The sequence below is a fragment of the Porphyromonas miyakawae genome (genome assembly GCF_045865415.1).
GTDB lineage: Bacteria > Bacteroidota > Bacteroidia > Bacteroidales > Porphyromonadaceae > Porphyromonas > Porphyromonas miyakawae.
Map to the genome: position 1 here is coordinate 606,221 of NZ_BAAFSF010000001.1, position 19,712 is coordinate 625,932.

The following is a 19,712-nucleotide window of genomic DNA, read 5'->3' on the forward strand; positions in this document are numbered from 1 at the left end:
TATAGGTCGATTAGTCGTTTTTTTATTCTTTGGTTCCCGTTACTGCAGCTTGCTTTTCCTTATGTGAGTGAATCATCATTTGAATCGCATTAAAGAGATTTTGCCAAATCGAGTAGGCTGCCATGGCTACTGCTGAAAGAGGATTTAGGTAGACCTGACACATCCAAATGGCTAGGCTGGAATTCTTTTGTCCTAAACTTTGGCCTAAAGTGATGGATTCACCTAATGTCTTTTTGCTTAAGTACTTTCCTACTGTAAACTGTATGATACACGCTACTAATCCTACTCCGGCCAACAGAATCATGGTGGGTATCTCCTCCGCAGGTTCGAGCGACATATAGTGTACTGTTTTGGCAATGACTATGGCAAGTGTAACAACCCAAAGCCAAAAAGCCGCAGAAGGGATCTTCTCAATTGTCTTTAGAACGCGCGGCATGTATCGACGAACTGTAGAAGAGAGTAGGATGGGAACGATAATTAATGGCATCACCTGCTTCATTATGTACCAAGTGGAAGCGAAGAATCTTAGTTCTCCCGGAGCAATCCAGCTGAAAAGCAGTGGGGCGATCACAGTTATTGCCGCAGAAGTAAGCAATACATAGGATACCCCTACAGATACGCTACCTCCCAATATGCCGATAATAACCGGAGAGGCACTAGCTGCCGGGCAAAGAAAACAAGCTAAAGCACCCTCAGCTACTACTGGAGGAAAGATAAGTTTGAGCAAAAAGTAACTTGCAATAGCTAAGGCAACTTGGAATAGCTGCATGCCTATTAGAACCGGGGAAAGACGTATCTTCGTTAAATCTACCCTTACAAAGGAGAAAAAAAGCATGGCAATGATGCAATAGGGTACCAAAAAGCCCAAAAGCGAAATGTATTGATACCCAACCACCCCTACTGTTATAGTAATGGGAAGTGCATAGTCTTTCGCACGCTTTAGAAAGCGTGCCGGCATATGATAATGCCCTTCATTGGAACGCATTGATTAGTCCTCTCCCTCTTGCTACTAATGAAACAAAGTTAGTAATTTGTTACGTATTAATTTCTTTGAAAATGGGATTGTAAAAAAACGAACGGTAATGAACTAAATACCGCATCGTAAAGCTATCAAGATGGATACATAATATCGTGTTTAATGTAATCTGTTGTTCTTTGGACGCCAACAATCAAGTAGGTAAGCGTGAAGGAACTGAAATCAAAAAGGCGTTCTACCTTTACGAAGGTAAGAATGTGGGTGCTGCCGAAGGCAACGTAACCTATATAAAGATTACGGCTGAATATGGTGGAAAGTCGGATCGTATCTTCATCATCCCCTTCAAAACCAAGGATGCTCAGGGTAAGTTTACCGTGGCTAAGGACGTGAAGCGTAACTTCCTTTACAAGATTGACTTAGGTACCAAAATTGATAACGTTCAGGATGCCTTTGTTGACTTCTCGTTGGAAGAAGAGCCCTGGAATGCCGATGATTTTGAAGAAGCTCTTTCACTCATCTATATAAAAGGTGAAGGACTTACTGATAAGGGCTACGATGGTGCTACGCTTGAAGTAGCTGATAATGGTGAACATACCTATACTTTCGAACTGAATAACGATATCAAGGATAACGGCGAATACACCGTTACAACCACAAATGATTGGCTGACCGATCTTACCGCTACCAAGGTTGAAGGCAGCAAGGCTACGTTTACCTTTAAGGTAGCAGCCAACACTACCGGTAAGGATCGTGTGGGCACGATAAAGATTACATCTGCTAAGTGTGCCGATCCGTTTACTTTGACAGTAAAGCAGCCTAAGTAAGCGAAGCACTATCTAACTGATTGGTTAGAAACTGGCGATGAGCGTGCTATGGGGAGCGTAATATACTGCTCCCCGAGTAGCTCCGCTCGCCCGATAGGCATAACAAAGCATCTCGTTAAACTCCTGTAATCGCTCGGAGGGTCGTATGTGTCCGTTTTACCTCGGAATACGCTCTAAGCCGGATTGGTACAAGAGAGAAAATAGCGATGCAAAGGAACGATCCGAAAGGTATATATCTTTCTGTTGAAAGTTATATATGTTTTGCTTAAAAGGTATATATCTTTTGTAGCAAACATCTGTACCTTTTGCCAAAAAGGGTACAAGACTTCGGAAAATGGAATGCAATAGATTAAAACGGTAGAAAGTATGAAACTAAATAAACTATGGGCTGCAGCCTTTCTTACGCTGGCACTCGTTTCGTGTAAAAACGAGTCTGCTAGGGAGCCGCAGCTGCAAGAGAATATGAAAATCCCCGTGGCGCTGAGCCTTGAGGGAAGTAAAAGCGGTGCTTTGCGTGCTGATTATCAAAGCTCATCGCTCTCCGCTTCTGCTGCCAACGAACGTGCGATAGAAAACCTTACGGTGGTGGTATTCACTAACGATGGTGCCAACAATACGCCCGTAGCGGTGGAAAAGGTAATCACCTATGATAAACTCGATAAGACTTCAGGTAGTGACCCCTACCAAGGTGAATACAAGTTTGATATGGGTATGGCAGGTACCTTCCATATGGAGGTAATTGCTAATGGCTATAAGGATGATAGCGATAAAGAGGACTTTATCAAAAAGTTCAAACAGGGATTGTCGTATGAACAGTTCAAAGAGCTGCTCTTCGAACGCGAATTACCTTCGCACGGCGAAACCGGCTTTGCCATGCTCAGCACGGAACCGGTAAAGGTAACTACTGAGGAAGGCGTTCCTTGTCATGCAGGTGTCATCAAGTTGCGTCGTTTGGCTTGCCGCTTTGACGTGTTCAATAAACTTACGGAAGAGGATCTGAAGCTGACTAAAGTAACCCTGCAGAACCAAATTACTAAATCCTATCTGTTGCCCCAAAACGAAGTGCCTACGGACGCAGACGCTGGTGCAAAGGAATATACAGCAAACGGCGATTGGTTCAATGATTACTTGGTAACCCAAGGCATCTACAGCTACGAAAATCCTCAAAAGCGAGCCACCAAGCTAATTCTGGAAGGCACCTATAAGGGAGAAGCTTGGCAAAAGGTCATTGTCTTCAAAAAGGATGGTAGATTCATCAATACGCAACGCAACCATATCTACCGTGTGCACCTGACCAAGGGTAACGGCACTACACCGGGCGGTGGTGATAACGGGGGCGGTAAAGAAGATCCTGCCAATGCGGATAAGATTAACTACGTAATCGAAGTACTCGATTGGGACGAAGATGCTTCTTTGGACTATACCGATGACGACATCTGGCAAGCAGAACAGAGGATCAATCCGTTGGCATACGTAGCCGAATACAATATCAATCCGGAAGGAACAGGATTTGTAACGGATTTGTACGCCACCAATGTGAGCGGATATTTTGATTTTGATACTGCTGTAGCTAAGTTCAGCTCGTTTGAACAGGAGGGTATAAAATATCATTTGCCTTCTTTTGATGAATTGAAAGCAATAATTCCTTTTAATGCTAATAATACTGTTACTAGAATACCTTTGACTACACCTATAGACGCATCAAGTCTTTCGGAAAAAGTGGTGCTAGCAAAGAAGAGCATGGTATGTCAGCAGGATTTCAAGGGTTCGGGTAATAACGTATGTTATGCATTGCGCTTTAAGGGAACCGAATACCAATCCGCTTGGAAGTATGAATGCGTAAAAGAAGGCGAATTCCAAGTAATGCGTATTACGACACGAAACGTAACTGATGGTGTGACTATTGCGAAAGTAGCTACTCCGGAATTTTGGCAACAGAATAATGCCGCTGATGTAGTACGTGTCTTCCCGGCTTCCGGATACAACCTCAAGGGGAACAGTGCTACACCTTCTGATTGGGAGGGCTCAGTAGGTTTATTCTGGACTTCTACACCGCTCGTCAAGTATGGTGGTGCGTTCTACTTTGGCTTTAGTATTAAGAAACCGGAAAGTACAGCGTACGTTGCTAACTATGTCGATAGACGTTCGTATGGACAGACTATCCGCTTGTTCAAGGATACGCTTGAATAACATAGCACTTGTTTAAAATAGAGCGAAACCAAATACAAACTAATTACGATGACGCTTGCGCCTGTGCTCCCTCTTGGAGCGCAGGCGCTTTCCTTTATATGCGGCTAATACTCCTACCCCTAGTTAAGCTTAGCCGCTCCTTTTTTACACAGACTATTTGCCGTCAATGAGATTGCTATACACCCGACCTCCTTCCTTACTCTGCCGGTATTGAAAGATGTCTTCAATAGAGAGTACCGGCATATTATGCTTTATACTAAAATCAACAATCTCAGGCATTCGAGACATAGTGCCATCCACATTGGTTAATTCGCACAATACAGCCGAGTCTCCTAACCCGGCAATAGAGACTATATCTATACTGCCTTCGGTATGTCCTCTTCGCTCAAAAACTCCTCCTTCTTTTGCTTGCAAAGGAAATACATGTCCCGGATGAACTAAGTCATCGGGTTTTGCCCCATCACGAGCAGCAGTAGTAATCGTTCGATGTCTGTCTCGAGCGGAAACACCGGTTGTTACTCCATCCTTTGCCTCTATTGATATGGTAAAAGCCGTGTGATTCACGCAGGTATTATTTGTTACCATTTGGGGAAGATTTAATTCAAGGCATTTCTGAGGCTTTAGGCATAAACAAATAATGCCACTACACTCTCTAATCATTAGAGCAATATTCTCAGGAGTAAGATTGGAAGTGGGGAAGATGATGTCTCCCTCATTTTCTCGATCTTCATCATCTACCAGAAGAATGCCTCTGCCCTCTTGTAGTGCTTGGACAGCTGCTTTAATACGATTCTCAACATCAGGAGAAAGTGAATAACTTTGTTTCATTTCATTTAATGCTAAATAAACACCATTACTATCAAGCAAGAGGAGAAATGATATACAAATGGGGGAAAGCTATACCCTGAAATACATCTTCAGGTATATATCTCAGATTCGAATACCATCCGGACTATAACCGTCGGTTATGGAATTACACCATATCAGTCCTATAAATAGGAGTCGTGGACTATACCACCGATAAGGAATTTCACCTATCCTCTTCTAAATCACCACAAAGATATTGTTTCTCCTCCAATAGACCAAATCAGCTGAATAGGGAGCTCTTGTTTAGGCGAGTAGAAGTTGTAATTGTTTCTATTGCTGCGTGCACATCATGCCTTATAAAGCAAAGGGGAGTCGGTAAAGCCATGAGTGTTCCTGATCCTCCGGGTAGTTGATTTGTTCCTGCCTATAGTCTGTCACTTCTAAGTAGTGTGGATCTACGGAAAGCCAGTCCTGCAATGGCAGAATGGCTAAAGCGGCCGGTGAGTATAAGGTGCGATTGATGAGAGTCTGAAAAATAGTTGTCTCAGGAGTGTCCGGCTGTAAAGGAAGTGAATGGGTCTCTTTGAAGCGTCCAGCTCGTTGCGGATCTTCATGCCACCATTTCCTTAATGGAGGCATGTCGTGTGTCCCAGTAGTGGCAACTGAGAGATAAGGAAAGAGTGTGGCATCGCTAAATTCCTTCCCAAACTTTTTGCTAAATCGCTCCAGTTCAAGTGTCATAATCCCTAAGTCTGCAAGTACCTCATATACACATTGCGGTGTAAGTCCAAGGTCTTCGGCACAAAGAATAAGGGGAGTATCTTGGGCTATTGCTTGGAGATGCTTTGTGCCATTTTCTTTCCAAAGTGCTTCTTGTCGATGGTAAAAAAAATCTTTTTCTAAGGTAGTCAAACGCTTTTGCAGCTCCCCATCTAATTGTTGGAAAGATCGGGTTGAAGATAGGTTGTAGCGTAAAGTATAGCCGTTTCCTGTTGCACTGGGATAGGGGAGTATTAGCGCATCTTCGCAGGGAGGAATACTATGATCAATTAGTGAGATGGGAATACCTTCTGCGTAAAGGTCCTTTTTGCTCAGTGGTATGAGAGGAACAAAATAACCCATTGAACCTTTCCTCCCATCACGTGGAATGCTCCAGATACGGAAGAATCCTAATATGTGGTCAATACGCAGAAAGGCAAAGAAACGAGCCATGCGCTTTATACGCTGTTTCCACCAGATATATCCTTCATCTTCCATGGCTTGCCAGTTGTAGGTGGGAAAGCCCCAATTCTGACCCTCTTGGGAAAAGTAATCGGGTGGGGCCCCGGCTTGCATTCCTTGATAGAAAAGCTCTGGATGCTGTCGTACATCAGCTCCGTATGGGCTTACTCCTATTGGAAGGTCACCTTTTAGTACAATTCCTTTTGAAAGCGCTTCCGTAACAGCTTCTGTTAGTTGGTCCTCTAGCACCCATTGTACCCAGTAATAGTATCGAAGAGATCCTTCTGAGGGTACTGCTTTACTTCGCCAATTATGGAAATAGAGACTCGTTTCAGTATCCCTAAAGTAACAAAAGGTGGCATAGTCTCTCAACCAATACGCTTCCGTACGAATATACGTGTCTATACGAGAGTCTCCGGAGATCTCTTTCTCATGAGCCACATAGTATTTGTGTAGCCAATCCTCTTTTAAACGAAGCACCTCGCCATAGTGTAACTCTTTCGTATGGTGTAGGCGGTTGGCTTCTTTTTGTAGATCTATGGCATCATTTAGGGGCAGCTGGTTGAGATCTGCATAGATGGGATTTAATGCAAATGCAGAGATGGCACTATAAGGGTAGGCATCTTTCTGATTTCTATAGAGCGTGGTGTCATTGACAGGGAGTAGTTGGAGCACCCTTTGACCGTGGTTTACCATCCATGGTATGAGATGAGTAATTGCTCCAAAATCTCCTATTCCTTGATCCCCTCCAAGAGGAGAATCTTCTTCATAACGAAGGGCCGATAGCGGTACGGCACATCCGGTAATGTGTAGGCTTTTCTCGTCTAATTGCTTACGGAGACAGGTAATGGTATCTTGCAGTAGCGACATACTCCCTTATAAACAAGCTCCCCACGCTCATCTTCATAGAGGCTGAGCGCAGGGAGCAAATTGATATCTCTTTATCGAGCTTGTTTTTTACTCTTCGTTGAGGTTTACACGGCGGAAGTCGGTTACTTGAAGAGTTTTGCTGCCCTGTTTCAGATAGTCGGCAATGGTCAGCTTATTATCCTTGATAAAGGCTTGATGCATAAGTGTATTTTCTTTGTAATACTTTTGCAGAGAGCCTTCAGCAATACGATCTAAGATATTTTCCGGCTTACCGGCTTCGCGAGCTTTGTCGCGAGCAATCTTAAGCTCTTCGTCAATAACATGCTGTGGTACACCCTTTTCATCTATTGAGATAGGATTCATACTGGCAACCTGCATAGCTATATCACGTGCCATACGTTCATCAATCTCTTCGTTGAATGATACTATTACGGCTAGTTTGTTTCCCGGGTGAATATAGAAAGTGGTGTAGTCGGATTTGATAAATTCGTAATTGCCCAGTTCCATTTTTTCACCGGTACTACCTATACGGTCCGTAATATGATCTGCGATAGGACGTCCATCATGTAGGGGAAGAGCAAGCAACTCCTCTTTTGTTTTGGGAGTATGCTCCATAGCAGCATCAAGGATAGCCTTTGTAAGGTCTAAATGCCCCTGATTCTTTGCTACAAAGTCTGTTTCGCACTGAAGTGATACGATGGCAGCAAATCCCTTTTTGGCAGCTGCTAATACGCACCCTTCAGCAGCTTCGCGGTCACTACGTTTGGCAGCAACAGCTTTACCCTTTGTGCGTATGATTTCCATCGCCTTTTCAAAGTCACCATTAGTTTCTTCTAGTGCTTTTTTACAGTCGGAGAGGCCTGCGCCACTCATCTTTCTTAGTTTAGCGATGTCTTGAATAGTAATTGCCATAGTTTTGGTACGTGGTTTTAATTATTGGACTCGCTATTTTCAGCTGTAGCTTCGCCTTCTGCGGGAGTCTCCTCCTTAGCAGAAGCTTCTTCAGCCATGATAGCTTCTTGTTGCTGTGTAGCCTGTGCCGTTTGTGCGTCTACCTCAACACCCTTATTTGTGTTACGCTCTCTGCGTGCACCGGCACGATTCCGTCGATTAGCACGAGGTGCACGTTCTGCCCCTTTTTCTTCTCCGGCTGTTTCTTCTTCTGCTGCAGGCACTTCTTTCATCTTGTACTCCTGAATGCCTTCTGCAATAGCAGAGCAAACAGCTCCAAGAATTAGCTCAACGCCTTCTACTGAGTCATCATTAGCCGGGATTACATAATCCACGGGTTTGGGGTCAGCGTTAGTGTCTACGATAGCAAAGACGGGAATGCCAAGGCGAGTTGCTTCACGGATGGCTATCTTTTCCTTGATTACGTCTACTACAAAGAGTGCAGCCGGTAGGCGTACCATGTCTGCAATAGAGCCAAGGTTTCTTTCCAGGTTAGCTCTCTGACGGTCAATCTGCAGTTTTTCGCGCTTAGAGAGATTGTCGTATGTACCGTCTTCTCTCATTTTGTCAATAGACGCCATTTTCTTAACGGCTTTCCGGATTGTGGGGAAGTTGGTCAGCATACCACCCGGCCAGCGTACAGTTACGTAGGGCATACCCACGCTCTTAGCCATTTTCTCAACGGGCTCCTGAATTTGCTTTTTCGTCCCTACAAAAAGGATCTTTTTACCGTTTGAAGCGATTTGTTTAGCTATTTCAGCAGCTTCATCAATCTTTACAAGCGTCTTACGCAAATCAATGATATGCGTATTGTTGCGTTCAGCAAAGATATAGGGTGCCATTGCTGGATTCCATTTGCGTTTTTGGTGTCCAAAATGTGCACCTGCGTTGAGCAATTGTTCGTATGTGATATTTGGCATAATGCTTCTTCTTTTGTGTTATGTTTACCTTCTTTTTTACTGTTCTTTTAGCAACTACAGGGTAGGGCGCTATAGATTGAAGCCATCCCGGTAGTTTAGATACTAAACATGCTATTCGATTATCGCTTGCTGAACTGGAAGCGCTTACGAGCCTTGGGACGACCCGGCTTCTTCCTTTCCACTACGCGGCTGTCGCGTGTGACAAATCCTGCAGCGCGAAGAGCGGGTTTGTCTTCCGGATTAATCTTGATCAAAGCGCGCGTAACTGCCAAGCGAGCAGCTTCGCTTTGTCCCTTGAAGCCTCCGCCACTTATATTGATTTTGATATCGTATTTACCTTCTACTCCTAACTTGGAAAGGGGCTGCTTCACAATGAATTGCAGCATGGAGGAGGGGAAATATTGCTCTAAATCTTTTTTATTGATTGTGATCTTGCCATTACCTTCTTTCAGGTAAACACGTGCTACGGCCGCCTTTCTACGACCTAATGCATTGATTTGTTCCATTTGATCTATCGAGGCTACTTAATTACATTATTTCGTTCAGGTCGACCAGACGAGGCTTTTGTGCTTCGTGTTTGTGCTCCGGACCATCGTACACATACATATTGTTGAGTAGTCGGTCACTCAGTTTATTCTTGGGAAGCATCCCTTTAACAACCTTGCGGAATAGGTATGTAGAGCCCTTTTGCTGAAGATCTCGCGGGGTGTAAAAGCGTTGGCCACCGGGATATCCGGTAAAACGAATGTATTCGCGACCTTCCCACTTGTTTCCGCTTAGACGTATCTTATCTGCGTTGATAATGATCACGTTGTCGCCACAATCAACATGTGGTGTGAAGTTGGGCTTGTATTTACCACGCAGCAGCTTTGCTACTTTGGAGCAAAGCCGTCCGAGTTGTTGCCCCTCGGCATCTACCACAATCCACTCTTTGGTAGCTGTCTGTGCATTAGCCGAAATAGTCCTATAGCTTAAAGTATTCACTTCTTTATTGCTTCTAATATGTTTATTTAAGTCCTCTAATCAAAAGCCGACATACCACAATCCACATTGATCTCCCCCGATAGTGCAATAGTCTATTGGACAGACTTTATTGCTCAACCCTTTGTTTAGGTTGCTACTTGGGTTAACCAAGGTGTATTATGGACTCCTGCTCTTTTCTACAAAGATGGTTCACCTATCGCACAGCTAATCTCCCGCATTGGACGGCGCGGGAAGTGCGAATCCCTCTCGTAGTAGGAAGCTGTTGCCGTTGCTTCTTGTATCGAGGCATTCATTCTGCTCTTCTGATATCAATCAGCGACTGCAAAGTTATGTTTTTTTTCTGCGATGGCCAAACCTTTCTTACTTTAAGTATGCAAGAAATCTCTAAGTACTTACTTGGATAGAGCCCTTTGAGTTAGAGATTCTTGGGCAATGGTTGACCCCTATTCCAATAGACTTCGAAAATAGGTTCTGATCTTTTGAGTGAAAGGTATAGATGTTTTGTTTGAGAAGTATAGATCTTTTGACAAAAAGATACAGATGTTTTTTTTTGTGGAGAAATATGGATCCTTAGAAACCCTTATCCTAAGGCTTCTTAGTAGGGATCTACGTCATAGGCAACACTTACTTTTTGTTTGAAGCAAGCTTGCTGCTGTATGGCTTTTACCGTGTGTTGGATGCTTTGCCGGGTGGAAGTGCTGCTATATTGGGAATTTAACTTGAGGACGATATGGCGTATGTATCGAAGTTTTACTCTTGACACAAAAGGTTCTATGGGGCCATCCACCTGAATGAAATGGGGTAGTGCACGAAGACGCTCACTCAACCGCTCTGCAAAGGCTATGAGCAGGTCGCGGTTCGTTGCTTTCATTTCAATACGTATCATTCGATAAACAGGTGCAAACCTCAAAAACTTCCTCTCATCAAGCAAAGCCTTAAGAAGGTTGAGGCGTTGCCCATTGCGGAGTGTGTCTATAATCGGATGGTCGGGAGCAGTTGTTTGGAATAGAAAAGAGGCGTCCGGATAACGTATGGAGAGTACATAGCAAAGGTCAAATAGTTCCTCATCAATGCGAAAGTATGGGATAGAGGTTAGCTTATCTAATTCGGAGAAAACAATCAACTTGACGCCTTCTAATGAGGAAATGCGAGTGATCATTTGTGTACCCAAGTAGATGTCTCCCTCTCCTGAATAGATGGTTTGCCGAAGGGCAGCCCGGTGTGAAGTGCGTGCTGTTGTCTCGGCGTCAATACGTACGATGTGGGTATTGGGGAAGAGCTTCGTTAGTTCATTTTCTACTCGTTCACTTCCGTAGCCGATGCGTAGCCACTCTATATTTTCTTTTCCTTTTTTTTGACAAGAGGGACAGTAAGCGGGTACGGAGGTAGAGAACCCACAATAGCGACATACCAGTCTATTTAGTCGCCGATGATACGTGAGCGATACATCGCAATGGATACACTTAGGGGTCTCTCCACACTCTGGGCAGAGTAGATAGGGCGCAAAGCCTTTCTGAGGAGTGATGATGAGCACCTTGCCTTTTTGAGCAATAACTTGTTTCATAGTCTCCTTCAGTGGTACGGATATAATCCTATCTCGGAGGAGACGTCTTATTTTACGCTCTCTTTTTAGATCAATAACCTCAATAGCTCGTGGTGCGGCAGACGGAATGGAATTAATCAACTGCCATTTGCCAACTTCTGTGTTGTAGATGCTATCAAGAGAAGGATTGATAGAGGTGAGTAAAAGAGGTATCTTGCCTTGTAGAGCACGCCAGACAAGCATGTCTCGAGCATGATAACGGGGAAACCCATCCCTTTGCTTGTAATAGGGATCCTGCTCCTCAAAAATAGTTATTAGACCGACATTTGTCAGTGGAGCGAAGGCGGCTGGACGATGCCCTACTATGATAAGTGGGGTAGTGCTTTCTTTAATTGTCTTGATAGCCTTTGCGCGCCTGAGATCGTTTGCATTACCATCGAAGAAAACTAGGGGAAAGCTCTTGAGTTCCGGAAAAAGAGAAAAGAGCGCATCGTTGCCTTCAATGGTGCTGAATGGAGGAAGAATGAGCAGGGCACTATGTCCCCGAGATAGGGTATATTGGAGTTGTTTTACAATGAAGGCGGTTTCTTCTGTAAAGGAGTGGGCAACAAATAGGTTGGGTTTATCGTCCCGAAGCTTCTCTTCATCGGAAAGTAATACCGGCTCTGTGAGATCAATGACGCTCTGTTCAACGTTGGGGGCTGCATAAGAGACACTCAGGATCCCCTCTTCTATGAGCTGCCGAAGTTGAGTGTTTCTATTGGGCTGTTTATCAATTAAGCGGGCTTTGTCAATTACTGCCCGGAGAGGAAGATTAAGTTCTTCCTGTAATAGCACCAACCTCTCAATGAGCGCTTTGCGTGCCGGTTGTCTTCTCTTGCTGTCTAGGAGCTGCTGCAGTGCTTCATCAGACTGAAATTGTGGTGAAAATGCAATCTGAGGTATGCCGATTGCTTTGTTAAATCCTGAAAGAGCCTCCTTCGGAACAAATATACCCGCCTCCACCAATTTATCGTACCGTCTGCTTCCCCCTTTCCCCAATAGAGAAATGACTTCATCAAATGGGATGACCTCTTTACCATACTCATAAAGGCGAGCAAGCCCCTCTTCGGTCGCTTGGTCAGAAGCGGTATAATTTTCCAATAATTCTCTATTGATGCAAATTAGGGTTTCGCTCTCCGGAAGAAGTGTTTTCGGCAACGCAAGACGCATAATGGTACCTTGCGATACCATGTAATAGCTCGCCATCCATTGCCAAAAATTAAGTTCTTCTCGACTGATAGAGGGATGATCCGGTAGTAGGGCTTCAATAGGCTTCAACCCTTCTTTGGATAAGTGGCTTCCCTCCAAAAGAGCCACCACTATACCTATGTAGAAGTGTCTTTTACCAAACTGAATTACTACGAAGTTCCCTTCTTTTATTTTCCCCTCTAACTCCTCCGGGATCAAATAGCTGAAAGTGCCATCTATGGGTAAAGGGAGGAGTATTTGGGCTACCATTACTTTGCACTATTTCTGTTGGGAGAGGTAGGTGTGCATGGCTGCAGCAGCACGTCGTCCGTCTCCCATAGCCAAAATGACGGTGGCACCACCGCGTACAATGTCTCCGCCGGCGAAAACATAGGGAAGGGACGTCTGATTGGTATCATTTACCACTAAAGTCCCTTTGTCGGTAACTTCTAATCCACTAAAGCGTCTCGGAATTGATGGATTAGGAGAAACCCCAATGCTAACAATGACGACATCTACATCAATCTCTTCAATGGCTCCTTCGATAGGAACCGGCCTGCACCTTCCGGAGGCATCCGGTGCTCCTAATTGCATCTTCTGCAGTAGCATTTTATTGACTCGCCCGATTTCATCAGCCTTGTATTCAATAGGATTGTGAAGCGTAAGGAATTCAATCCCTTCATCTTTAGCATGATGTATTTCTTCTAAGCGAGCAGGCATCTCCTCTTCGCTTCTTCGATAAACAATGATTGCTCTTTCTGCCCCTAAGCGCTTAGCCGTTCGAACAGAGTCCATTGCCGTATTGCCCCCTCCAATGACGGCTACACAGCGTCCGGTAAAAACAGGTGTCTCACTGTCGGGAGTACCGGCATGCATGAGGTTAACGCGGGTCAAGTACTCGTTACTGGACATTACCCCGGCATAATTTTCCCCCGGAATACCCATGAAATTAGGCAGTCCTGCACCGGAGGCAATAAAAATACCCACGTAGCCCATCTTTTCCAGATCCTCAGGGCTAAGCGTAGCTCCTATTACTGTGTTTGTCTCAAAGGAAACCCCGAGACTCTTAAGGCGTTTTATCTCAGCATCAACAACTTGATTGGGTAAGCGGAACTCAGGAATTCCGTAACGCAGTACCCCTCCAACCTCGTGAAGGGCTTCAAAAACAGTTACTTCATATCCCTCTTTTGCCATATCACCGGCAAAGGACAATCCTGCCGGACCACTACCTACGACTGCTACTTTCTTGCCATTGTGCGGAATAGATAGATGGGGTTCTACGTCAGTGTGATTGCGGGTCCAATCTGCTGCGAAGCGCTCTAAATAACCAATTGCCACCGGCTCTTTTTTCATTGTGTGGTATATGCAATGCGCTTCACACTGTTTCTCTTGAGGACACACGCGTCCGCATACAGCCGGTAGGGAACTTGTTTCTCGTAAAACGGCATCTGCCTGCTTAAATTCACCTCTCTCTATATTTTTAATAAAGGAGGGAATATTTATCTCCACCGGACAACCTTCCATACAGGAGGGTTTAGCACAATCTAAGCAGCGTCTTGCTTCTACGAGCGCTTGCTGTTCGCTGAGACCTTGGTTTACTTCCAAAGTAAGAGAGGCGGTGCGCTTCGTTATATCAGACTCCGGCATTTTGGTACGCTCAATAGTGGTGCGCTCCTTAGGACTATATTGCTTGCGCAGCTCCTCTCGCCAGCTTTCGTTTCTGCGTTGTTTGATTTGATTGTAGTCAATCATATGTACCTCCCTCCTATTTGGCTGCTTTAAATGCGTTGAGTCTCATTAATAGCTCATCAAAATTCACCTTATGGGCATCAAATTCCGGCCCATCAACACACACGAAGCGCATTTTACCATCCACAGTAATACGGCATGCGCCACACATACCGGTTCCATCTACCATAATAGCATTGAGGGAGGCAATCGTTGGAATGTTATATTCCTTAGTTAGTTGGGAAACAAACTTCATCATGATAGCAGGACCTACAGTAACACATCTATCAACATGCTCACGCTCTAAAACTTTTTTAATGCCATCAGTGATCAATCCCTTCTCTCCCAATGAACCATCATCGGTCATGATGATTACCTCATCTGAGGCTTCCTTCATCTCATCTTGGAAAATAACCAACTCTTTGGTGCGACCTGCTAAAACAGTGATTACCCGATTCCCGGCTGCATGAAAAGCCTCTACAATAGGAAGTAGGGGAGCGATACCTACCCCTCCCCCGGTACAAAGTACAGTACCTACTTTAGATATATGGGTGGCTTGCCCTAAGGGACCTACAATGTCATGGACACAGTCCCCCTCTTGGAGTGCTATGAGTTGGTTAGATGAACTACCTACACCTTGTACGACTAATGTGATGGTGCCCTCCTTTACATTCGCTTGTGCTATAGTGAGGGGAATGCGTTCGCTTGTTGCTGTCGCACGGACAATCACAAAGTGTCCGGCACGCCTTGCTTTCGCTATACGAGGAGCTTCTACACGGAGTAGAGCCACTCGAGGGGATAAATATTTCTTTTCTACAATCTTAAACATGTTTCCTTGGTATCAAATAATAAGGCATAGAGGTTTTGTAAAACAGATCACGACGTAGATGGATGGATTATGCACCTCATTGCTTTATTGTTTCTAGTGTACTAAAGCCCCGGCCAATAGAGCTTGTTGGCTGTTGGGTTTTCTGCCTCAATTCGATTCTCTATATCGTCCGGCAAGTGATAGAAGAAATCCAACCCTGTGAATGCCTCTAACTCATCTACTGAAAGGGCCATAGGTACCACCCCTCCTGCCAACTTGACAGGCCGAGCTGTCTCAGTAAGAAAGGCTATTGCATGCCACTCAGTGCCATTCTGACGAGCTATGGCCATCCAATAATATTTAGGTATTACCAGTTTGTTATTACTTCGGTGAGACTCTATCTGATCATCTCTAATGGTTCCACCCTTAGCTATATATAGCTTCTCATTCTTGCCCATCGATCGTGCCCAGCCTTGTACTACTCCTTCCAACTGGCTCCAAATGCCTTCATTGTGTTCATGGCGCTGAGGGCTCATATTGGTGTAGTAGAAGGTTTGTATATTTGCTTCTGACGAATAGATGCGGTCGAAAGAGGCGACCATGTGTCCGCGAGCATACGTACGACTCTCAAAATCATTTCGGTACACTTCGTACTTCGTGGGAACGAGTGGATCCCAGCTCCAAGCATTACTCCGTTTGGTATTGATTTGAGCGGTATACTGATCAAAAGAAAAACAAACCCAGCGAGAATGATATTTTTTGCAGTTCCACTCTAATGAGTAGTTAACTCGTGTGCCGTTTTCCACCTTATGAGTTATAAAGAAGTCATTTGCATCCCCACTCAGACGAGGTAACTCTATGAGTGTGGTATCTCCTAAAATGCGCTCTTTATCACTTTTCTCTCCCTCTTGAATGATATATAAAGTATCAGCTGCATCTCCCTTTAGGGAGCGCGCTATTACGAGAGCTTCCCTCAAGCCGCCTTTATTAGCTTCTACGGAGACAGCTAACGCATGTTGTCCGGCAGAGCCTTTTTGGGGGGTAAGAGAGATTACTTCAGCGCTCACTCCTTGGAGGAGCACTTCCCAGTCTGTATTAGACTTTAATTGAATAAAAAAACTACGAGCTTCGTTTTGTAAATACAATTGTCTCTCTCCGGCTACCGTAGTTAGCGAGATAGTGGATTTATGCTCCGGGTCCTTTGTGTTGCTTTGGCACCCTAAGGTAAGGAAGAGCAGTATATACAGTGGTATCGCAGCAATTCTATTCATTGTTACCATTTCTCAAAGTGCAGAACCTTTTCCGTTGGGCGACGCTTTTTCTCGCGTTTTTTATCTACTGAATAGCCTAATAGAATATCAAAAAGCACCCGTTTACTTGATGGAACGCCCAATTGGTGGGCTACCTCATTGCCGTTTATGGAGCCTAATATACAGCTCCCTAATTCTTCTGCTTCAGCCGCTAAGCAGATATAACCCATGAAAATACCGATGTCAAAGGGTACGTAATTGATATTGCGGACTAAGTTTCCAATAGATCCCAATATAGAGCTGCGCTCTCCTATGATAAAGAGATGTGCCGGGGCACTTGTCATAAATTGATTAATAGCGACCCCCTTAAGAGCCGCTTTACTGATGCGCTCTACTTCTTCTTTTTCAGTGACCGCAATTACTGAGTAGGGCTGTTGGTTTACAGCTGAAGGGGCCTGTATAGCACCCTCTATAATACGCTGTACAATCACCGGATCTACACTGCGATCGGGGTCAAATTTGCGATCACTTTGGCGTGCTTTGAAGAGAGCGTATAAAGTTTCCTTTTCCATTTTTTTGCTAATTAGCAGTAGCTATTTAGTTTAGCTAAGTATTTGCCAATAATATCAAACTCTAAATTGACTATTGTACCCTCCTTGATTTGGCAGAAGTTGGTATGCTCAAACGTGTAGGGTATGATAGCCACCTCAAAGCTATTATACTCGGAGTTACATACAGTCAGACTAACTCCATTTACCGTTATACTCCCTTTTTCCACTGTTGTGTACCCCTTACGAGCCATCTCTTGTGGTACATCGTATTCAAAAAGAAAGTAGTAGCTTCCGTCCGCTTCACGTACTTTTCTGCAAGTAGCTTTACAATCGACATGACCTTGTACAATATGTCCATCCAAACGGCCATCCATTTTCATGCTACGCTCCAAGTTTACCTTACTACCTTTCTGAAGCAGGCCCAAATTACTTCTTTCGAGTGTCTCCCGAATAGCAGTCACCGTATAGCACTCTCCCTCTTGTCGTACTACGGTTAGACAGACCCCATTGTGAGACACACTTTGGTCAATGGTAAGCTCTTTGGCTATCGGGGTTGTAAGTGTAATATGTAGGTTATCTCCCTCCCGTACTAACCCGACCACTTCAGCCATTCCTTCTACTATTCCTGAAAACATATTATATCGTTGTTGTTACTAATTGGTCTTCTACAAAGATACTTATTTAATGTGTCATTCCCATTGCAGTAGTTGACTCTTAGGTTTGCTTATTTATCCTCTCCTGAAATGAAAAAAGGGCTATCAACAGCCCTTTCTCTCTACTTTGATACATTGCACGTTAGTCGTCAAAGTCAAATTCGTCTCCAAAGAAAAAGCTCTCCGGTATATCTTCCATAAATGCATCAAGGTCGCGTCGGTCTTTCTTTGTGGGTCTTCCTTCGCCTTTGGCACGTCCGATAAAGCCGGATAGCTTCTGTAGCTCTAAGAGTTCGTATTGCTCAGGAGCTGTTACGTTTTCTACAAAGGAGTGTACCAATTTGGCCCCCATACGGTTCTTGGGTATATCTAATACCTTAAAGCTATATACGATAGGTGGCTTCTTCACTTCTATTATATCGCCTCTTTGTATCATGCGCGCCGGTTTGGCATTTACTCCTGATATCGTGATGCGTCCCTTTTTGCAGGCTTCGGCTGCTTTGCTTCTGCTCTTGAAGATGCGCACGCACCAGAGAAAACTATCTATTCGGATGCTTTCCAATGGCTTTCTTTCTATGGCTCTAAAAAGAGCTGTTTGTTGTGTTTGTTCATACTGCGAGCAACTCCCTCCAAGCAGCTATCCACGATTGCGCTTACAGCTGCCTCTAAAAGAATGGGCATACGTGCATTCTCTAAGTCAGAAAAGTGCCCGAGCACATAGTCAATTTGCTCTCCGCGATTGAAATCGTGTCCAATTCCCATGCGTAAACGTGGATAATTGCGCGAGCCCAGCTGTTGTTCTATGTGCTTTAATCCATTGTGTCCTGCTGCACTGCCGCCTGCTCGAAGACGTATCTCTCCGAAGGGAAGAGCCAAGTCATCTACGATAACTCGTATCCGTTCAATAGGGATCTTCTCTTCTGTCATCCAGTAGCGGACAGCATCGCCACTAAGGTTCATATAAGTTGAAGGCTTTATAATTATCAGTTCAGCATTTTTTATTCTGCCCTTTGCTACTGCTGCATAGCGTGCTACGCTAAAAGAAGCCTTTACTTCTTCAGCTAAGCAGTCTGCAACCATAAAGCCCATATTATGGCGCGTGGAGGCGTATTCTGCCCCCACGTTACCTAACCCTACTACGAGGTATTTCATTTGTTCAAAAAGGAGATTGTCAGGGGAAAATAGGTGTCCTGCAACTCACGGAGTCTTTATTGTGCTGCTTGTGCTCCGCGGGCTGCACGAGTCAAGCGTACCGCACAAACAACAGCATTTTTAGCATTCATGAGCTCTAAATTGTCGAATGAGAGCTCACCTACCTGGATCGTTTTACCTAATTCCAGATTGGATACATCAATGTGAAGTTTTTCGGGAATATTGTTGTAGGTAGCTTTTACCTTAAGCTTACGTAGCTCACGTACTAACTTACCCCCTGCACGTACACCGGCAGCATGACCTTCAAGTACAACAGGTACTGCCATTACAATAGGTTTATCTTCTCTTACTTCCAAGAAGTCTATGTGTAAAACATGGTCAGTAACCGGATGAAATTGTACTTCACGCATTACGCACGGTATTACTTTCCCTTCTACCTCTAAGTCTACTACGAAAATATCGGGAGTATAGATCAAGTTGCGTATATCAGCTTCATGTACAAAGAGATTATGGTTCTCGCTGCCACCATATAATACAACGGGAACAATGCCTTTTTGGCGATACTCTTTAGATGCTTTTTTCCCGAGGTCTTGACGTACCTCAGCTTTTAATTGGAACCTCTTCATGTTGTTCTTCTTCTAATAGTGTTACTCAAAATTAGTCATGCTAATTTCCCATCACACGTGTCCCCTTCTTGTGGGAAGGGGACATTGAGGAGGAAATTGGTGGGCCCAATAGGATTCGAACCTATGACCCTCTGTTTGTAAGACAGATGCTCTAAACCAGCTGAGCTATGAGCCCTCACCATAGTATATATGTAGATGCGTCTACGAGTTGCAGAAACGTTTGTTGACTGAATGGGTGGGCCCAATAGGATTCGAACCTATGACCCTCTGTTTGTAAGACAGATGCTCTAAACCAGCTGAGCTATGAGCCCTAATCAGCCTTTCGCTTTCCTGCCAAGAGCTTCGCTTCAGCTCTTCTCTCGTTTGCAGTGGTGCAAAGGTACAACTTTTTTCTAATGTAACAATACTTACCCCTCATAAATTATTTG

The 19,712-nt window shown here is 44.4% G+C and carries 18 protein-coding genes, 2 tRNA genes and 1 riboswitch; of the genes, 2 read left to right on the forward strand and 18 right to left on the reverse strand.

Annotated elements, in window-relative coordinates:
* Nucleotides 1-22 precede the first annotated feature (22 nt).
* Complete coding sequence (locus ACLWMH_RS02445; protein ID WP_411915167.1) at nucleotides 23-985, reverse strand: bile acid:sodium symporter family protein; 963 nt, start codon at nucleotides 983-985, stop codon at nucleotides 23-25.
* Nucleotides 986-1,155: 170 nt separating this feature from the next.
* Between ACLWMH_RS02445 and ACLWMH_RS02450 the strand changes: the two genes are divergently transcribed.
* Nucleotides 1,156-1,800 carry a BACON domain-containing protein gene (locus tag ACLWMH_RS02450; RefSeq protein WP_411915168.1) on the forward strand — a complete coding sequence of 215 codons (645 nt, stop codon included), beginning with the start codon at nucleotides 1,156-1,158 and terminating at the stop codon, nucleotides 1,798-1,800.
* A 366-nt stretch (nucleotides 1,801-2,166) separates the two neighbouring features.
* The gene (locus ACLWMH_RS02455) at nucleotides 2,167-3,990 is read left to right on the forward strand and encodes a fimbrial protein (RefSeq protein WP_411915169.1); all 1,824 of its coding nucleotides are present in this window, start codon (nucleotides 2,167-2,169) and stop codon (nucleotides 3,988-3,990) included.
* A 153-nt stretch (nucleotides 3,991-4,143) separates the two neighbouring features.
* On the opposite strand, the gene ribB is transcribed toward ACLWMH_RS02455, so the two are convergent.
* The 17 genes from ribB to ACLWMH_RS02540 all read right to left on the reverse strand — a co-directional run bounded on the left by ribB (nucleotide 4,144) and on the right by ACLWMH_RS02540 (nucleotide 19,595).
* On the reverse strand, nucleotides 4,144-4,818 hold the full coding sequence (gene ribB, locus ACLWMH_RS02460; RefSeq protein ID WP_411915170.1) for a 3,4-dihydroxy-2-butanone-4-phosphate synthase: 675 nt from the start codon (nucleotides 4,816-4,818) through the stop codon (nucleotides 4,144-4,146).
* 103 nt (nucleotides 4,819-4,921) lie between these two features.
* A riboswitch (FMN riboswitch) is annotated at nucleotides 4,922-5,042 on the reverse strand.
* A 109-nt stretch (nucleotides 5,043-5,151) separates the two neighbouring features.
* Nucleotides 5,152-6,888 carry a 4-alpha-glucanotransferase gene (locus ACLWMH_RS02465; protein ID WP_411915171.1) on the reverse strand — a complete coding sequence of 579 codons (1,737 nt, stop codon included), beginning with the start codon at nucleotides 6,886-6,888 and terminating at the stop codon, nucleotides 5,152-5,154.
* Between the two features lie 87 nt (nucleotides 6,889-6,975).
* Entirely contained in the window at nucleotides 6,976-7,800 is an 825-nt protein-coding gene (gene tsf, locus ACLWMH_RS02470; RefSeq protein WP_411915172.1) for a translation elongation factor Ts, read from the reverse strand.
* A gap of 17 nt (nucleotides 7,801-7,817) precedes the next feature.
* Nucleotides 7,818-8,759 carry a 30S ribosomal protein S2 gene (rpsB, locus tag ACLWMH_RS02475; RefSeq protein ID WP_411915173.1) on the reverse strand — a complete coding sequence of 314 codons (942 nt, stop codon included), beginning with the start codon at nucleotides 8,757-8,759 and terminating at the stop codon, nucleotides 7,818-7,820.
* A 119-nt stretch (nucleotides 8,760-8,878) separates the two neighbouring features.
* Nucleotides 8,879-9,265 carry a 30S ribosomal protein S9 gene (gene rpsI / locus ACLWMH_RS02480; protein WP_411915174.1) on the reverse strand — a complete coding sequence of 129 codons (387 nt, stop codon included), beginning with the start codon at nucleotides 9,263-9,265 and terminating at the stop codon, nucleotides 8,879-8,881.
* A 22-nt stretch (nucleotides 9,266-9,287) separates the two neighbouring features.
* Nucleotides 9,288-9,743, reverse strand: coding sequence for a 50S ribosomal protein L13 (rplM, locus tag ACLWMH_RS02485; protein WP_411915175.1), 456 nt, complete (start codon nucleotides 9,741-9,743; stop codon nucleotides 9,288-9,290).
* 595 nt (nucleotides 9,744-10,338) lie between these two features.
* Nucleotides 10,339-12,786: a replication restart helicase PriA gene (gene priA, locus ACLWMH_RS02490; RefSeq protein WP_411915176.1), complete on the reverse strand. Its 2,448-nt coding sequence runs from the start codon at nucleotides 12,784-12,786 to the stop codon at nucleotides 10,339-10,341.
* 9 nt (nucleotides 12,787-12,795) lie between these two features.
* Entirely contained in the window at nucleotides 12,796-14,268 is a 1,473-nt protein-coding gene (gene gltA, locus ACLWMH_RS02495; protein ID WP_411915177.1) for an NADPH-dependent glutamate synthase, read from the reverse strand.
* A 13-nt stretch (nucleotides 14,269-14,281) separates the two neighbouring features.
* On the reverse strand, nucleotides 14,282-15,073 hold the full coding sequence (locus ACLWMH_RS02500) for a sulfide/dihydroorotate dehydrogenase-like FAD/NAD-binding protein (protein WP_411915178.1): 792 nt from the start codon (nucleotides 15,071-15,073) through the stop codon (nucleotides 14,282-14,284).
* Between the two features lie 101 nt (nucleotides 15,074-15,174).
* Nucleotides 15,175-16,323, reverse strand: a complete 1,149-nt coding sequence (locus ACLWMH_RS02505) for a DNA/RNA non-specific endonuclease (protein ID WP_411915179.1) — start codon at nucleotides 16,321-16,323, stop codon at nucleotides 15,175-15,177.
* Between the two features lie 2 nt (nucleotides 16,324-16,325).
* Nucleotides 16,326-16,874 carry a nitroreductase family protein gene (locus tag ACLWMH_RS02510; RefSeq protein ID WP_411915180.1) on the reverse strand — a complete coding sequence of 183 codons (549 nt, stop codon included), beginning with the start codon at nucleotides 16,872-16,874 and terminating at the stop codon, nucleotides 16,326-16,328.
* Nucleotides 16,875-16,885: 11 nt separating this feature from the next.
* Nucleotides 16,886-17,488 carry a riboflavin synthase gene (locus ACLWMH_RS02515; RefSeq protein WP_411915181.1) on the reverse strand — a complete coding sequence of 201 codons (603 nt, stop codon included), beginning with the start codon at nucleotides 17,486-17,488 and terminating at the stop codon, nucleotides 16,886-16,888.
* 160 nt (nucleotides 17,489-17,648) lie between these two features.
* Complete coding sequence (locus ACLWMH_RS02520) at nucleotides 17,649-18,068, reverse strand: RNA-binding S4 domain-containing protein (protein WP_411915182.1); 420 nt, start codon at nucleotides 18,066-18,068, stop codon at nucleotides 17,649-17,651.
* 11 nt (nucleotides 18,069-18,079) lie between these two features.
* Nucleotides 18,080-18,658: an aminoacyl-tRNA hydrolase gene (gene pth / locus ACLWMH_RS02525; protein WP_411915183.1), complete on the reverse strand. Its 579-nt coding sequence runs from the start codon at nucleotides 18,656-18,658 to the stop codon at nucleotides 18,080-18,082.
* 56 nt (nucleotides 18,659-18,714) lie between these two features.
* Entirely contained in the window at nucleotides 18,715-19,284 is a 570-nt protein-coding gene (locus tag ACLWMH_RS02530) for a 50S ribosomal protein L25/general stress protein Ctc (RefSeq protein ID WP_411915184.1), read from the reverse strand.
* Between the two features lie 97 nt (nucleotides 19,285-19,381).
* Nucleotides 19,382-19,459 (reverse strand) — tRNA-Val (locus ACLWMH_RS02535).
* Between the two features lie 61 nt (nucleotides 19,460-19,520).
* Nucleotides 19,521-19,595, reverse strand: a tRNA-Val gene (locus tag ACLWMH_RS02540).
* Nucleotides 19,596-19,712 lie beyond the last annotated feature (117 nt).